The sequence below is a fragment of the Arthrobacter sp. TB 26 genome, assembly GCF_000427315.1.
In the GTDB taxonomy this organism is placed as follows: Bacteria; Actinomycetota; Actinomycetes; order Actinomycetales; family Micrococcaceae; genus Arthrobacter.
The window spans coordinates 6,996-9,839 of sequence record NZ_AUPJ01000218.1 but is presented as its reverse complement, the minus strand read 5'-3'; the positions used below and the strand labels follow the sequence as shown (position 1 = coordinate 9,839).

The window sequence follows — 2,844 nt, the reverse complement described above, 5'->3', positions numbered from 1 at the left end:
CCGCCATGACAGCCTCGCCTGTGGCCGTCGTCGTGCATATCATCAGCGCGATCTTGTACGCGGTCCTCGGCGCTTTCCAGTTCTCCGCCGGGTTCCGGCGGCGCCGGCCGGGCTGGCACCGGTCGGCCGGACGGGTCCTGGTGGTGCTGGGCCTGGCGGTGGCACTCTCGGCGCTGTGGATGACGCTGTTCTATCCCCGCCAGCCCGGCACGGGCGCACTGGTCTACGTCTTCAGGCTCGCGTTCGGGTCGGGCATGGCCGCCGCCATCATCCTCGGCGTCGCCGCGATCCGCCACGGCGACGTCACACGCCATCGGGCCTAGATGACACGTGCTTACGCGCTGGCGCTCGGCGCCGGCACCCAGGTGTTCACGCAAGGCATCGGCAACGCCGTCTTCGGCGCCAGTGAACTCACCACCACCCTTATGCTGGGCGCCGGCTGGGCCATTAATCTCACCGTCGCCGAACACATCATCCGCCGGCACGGCGCCAGCCGGCCCCGGGCGACGGCGGAGGTCGGGTCGTCATGACCCGGTCCCCCAAACGACCGGCGCCGACGGGCTACCAGCTTCGGGTCGATGGACATCTCGAAGACCACTGGTCTGCCTGGCTCGGCGACCTCACCCTGACCCGCGAAAGGGACGGCACGACCAGCCTGACGGGTTTCGTCCCGGACCAGGCAGCCCTGCACGGGTTGCTCGTCAAGGTCCGGGACCTCGGCCTCATCCTGGTCTCCGTGCAGGCCATCGACCCATAACGCAACTGCGCCGCCGCCGGGTAGATGGGGTGGCCAGTTGCGGAACCAGTGGAGGAGGCGGTCACGGTCACCACCAGGCCGCGGATCAGCCGCGGCCGGCGAACGCAAGGACATCCTGCGCGATGCGGCCGCTGGAGGCTGCCCGGACATGGCCTTTCCCCTCGTACCAGATGAGCGTGCAGTCCGGAATGAGACCGGCGGTTTCCTGGGCGACGTCGCGGGGGAAGAACTGGTCGGAGCCCCCGCAGATCAGCAACACCGGCCGCCGGATCAGCGGGAGGACGCCCCGGGAATTGAAGCTCACTTCGCCCTGCACTTCGGTGAGGACATCCTGGGACGGGTATTCGGATCCGCTCAGAAGCCGGCGCCGGATGACCGGCCCGATCAGCTGCCGCAGCCACTTCATGCGCCGGCCCGGCAGCAGGTACTCGGCGAAGACCGTCCCGGCGCCGTCTGTGTCCCCGTCCGCGATGGCCCGCGCCATCCGGGAGTCGACGTCCTTGCCCCAGTCACTGAGCTCCGCAGCGGTGACCACCATGGCCATGTGGCCGAACGATTCAGGATGCCGCGCCGCCAGATACTGCGCAATCATTCCGCCAAAGGACTCCGCCACGACGATATCGGCGCGCCCGCCGAACTTCTCGGCGATGAGCCGCGCATAGTCGTCCGCCATGTCGGCGACCGTGTGCGTCGGCGGCATGCCCCGGCGCCGCGTGACAATCCAGACGGAGTAACCGGCCTGGAGAAAGGGATCGAACTGCCGCCGGAGCATCCGGCGCAATACCCCATGGGGAACCGTGCTCCCGGGGCCACCCTGGATGAAAAGGAGGGTATTCGCCCCGTTGCCCCAGCTCAGGTAGTCCATGCCATTCGGGAAGGTCCCGTCCCGGGGTTCCCGGTCCGCCGTCGATACTCTGCCCACGAATGCCTCCTGTCCGGATGTGACAGGAGCCAAGTCCTCGAGCCCCTCGCGTCACCACCACGGTATGCGCCGGTTTGTATCCGGGCAAGATCCGCAGTCCCTCCGGCGGTTCCGCCAAGCTCCTAGGGTTCCTTGGTGATCAGCAGTTCGTGGGCTCCCGCCGCCGCGGCCCCCATCGACTCGACCACAGTCTGGGTGCGCCGGTGGGTGGCCGCGTCGGCGGCGGCACCGGCACAGGGGCCCTGCGGGGCATCGGAGGCAACGGAGCACCAGCGGTAGGGGCCGCGGACAATCACCGACGGCGCCCAGGCCAGGTCTGAGGCGGTCCACTTGCCGGCGGCGTCCTGGCTGAACTGGGCCCGGACCAGGAGGCCCTCATTGTTCACCACATAATTTGGCGAGAGCTCCGTGATCCCGTTGCCCAGGCCGTACACAATCCACGTTCCCTTGTACTGCTCGATCGGGAGGACCGAGTGCGTGTGGTGGCCGTAGATCATGGTGAACTGGCCGCTGTCCGCGAGAGCATGGGCAACGCTCGTCTGCTCGGCGTTGGGCACACTGGAATACTCGTCGCCGGCGTGCATGGCACCCAACACGATGTCGGCCCCCAGGTCCCGGGCCTTCTTCGCCTTGGCGATCATGACGTCAGGGTCGAGCATGTCCACCTGCCAGGCCGCCTCGGGGAGCTGTCCGTTCAGCCCGTAAGTCGCATCGATCACCGCGATTTTGGCCGCGGCGGTCTGCAGGATCATGATGCCCTGGGCGTCGGCCTCGCTCCGGTAGGAGCCGGTGTGCTGCAGCCCTGCGGCATCGAGGGCGTCGAGCGTGCGGACCAGCCCGGCGGTGCCGCGGTCAATGGTGTGGTTGCTCGCGGTGGTGCAGGCCTGGTAGCCCACCTGCTGGGCAGCGCTGATGATCTGCGGCGGAACGTTGAACGAGGGGTAGGCCGAGAAGGGTCCGGTCGGGGCCGCCACGGGGGTCTCCTGGTGGCAGATCGCGAGGTCGCTCATCTCGATGTATTTGCGCTGGCCCTCGAGCAGGGGTCCGAAGTCCAGGCCCTTGGCCCCGGCGGCAAGGGCGTCGGCGCGGGCCTGCTCCCAGAGCTGGGCGTGGACCAGCATGTCCCCGGTGACCAGTACCGAGGTGCAGCGGACGGCCGCGCAAG

5 protein-coding genes are annotated in these 2,844 nt (G+C 68.5%); 3 read left to right on the top strand and 2 right to left on the bottom strand.

The genetic code is table 11. From position 1 onward, the window contains the following. From K789_RS25800 to K789_RS0107740, 3 genes are all read left to right on the top strand, one after another. Nucleotides 1–323: DUF2306 domain-containing protein (locus K789_RS25800; RefSeq protein ID WP_202805068.1), on the top strand; the 323-nt coding region annotated here is incomplete at its 5' end. Beyond that, complete coding sequence (locus K789_RS25795) at nucleotides 324–530, top strand: hypothetical protein (RefSeq protein ID WP_051180955.1); 207 nt, start codon at nucleotides 324–326, stop codon at nucleotides 528–530. Then, entirely contained in the window at nucleotides 527–757 is a 231-nt protein-coding gene (locus tag K789_RS0107740) for a hypothetical protein (RefSeq protein WP_029704724.1), read from the top strand. Before K789_RS25795 ends, K789_RS0107740 begins: the two co-directional genes overlap by 4 nt. Before the next feature lie 85 nt (nucleotides 758–842). Here K789_RS0107740 and K789_RS0107735 read toward each other — a convergent pair whose 3' ends face one another. Continuing rightward, nucleotides 843–1,679, bottom strand: coding sequence for an alpha/beta fold hydrolase (locus tag K789_RS0107735; protein WP_084507354.1), 837 nt, complete (start codon nucleotides 1,677–1,679; stop codon nucleotides 843–845). 122 nt (nucleotides 1,680–1,801) lie between these two features. Beyond that, nucleotides 1,802–2,800 carry a CapA family protein gene (locus tag K789_RS22595; protein WP_035739390.1) on the bottom strand — a complete coding sequence of 333 codons (999 nt, stop codon included), beginning with the start codon at nucleotides 2,798–2,800 and terminating at the stop codon, nucleotides 1,802–1,804. Nucleotides 2,801–2,844: the final 44 nt, after the last annotated feature.

Bases quoted from the DNA above. Each gene is read 5' to 3' on its own strand.
- K789_RS25795 (WP_051180955.1), top strand. From the start codon at position 324: ATGACACGTGCTTACGCGCTGGCGCTCGGCGCCGGCACCCAGGTGTTC.
- K789_RS0107740 (WP_029704724.1), top strand. From the start codon at position 527: ATGACCCGGTCCCCCAAACGACCGGCGCCGACGGGCTACCAGCTTCGG.
- K789_RS22595 (WP_035739390.1), bottom strand. From the start codon at position 2,800: ATGCTGGTCCACGCCCAGCTCTGGGAGCAGGCCCGCGCCGACGCCCTT.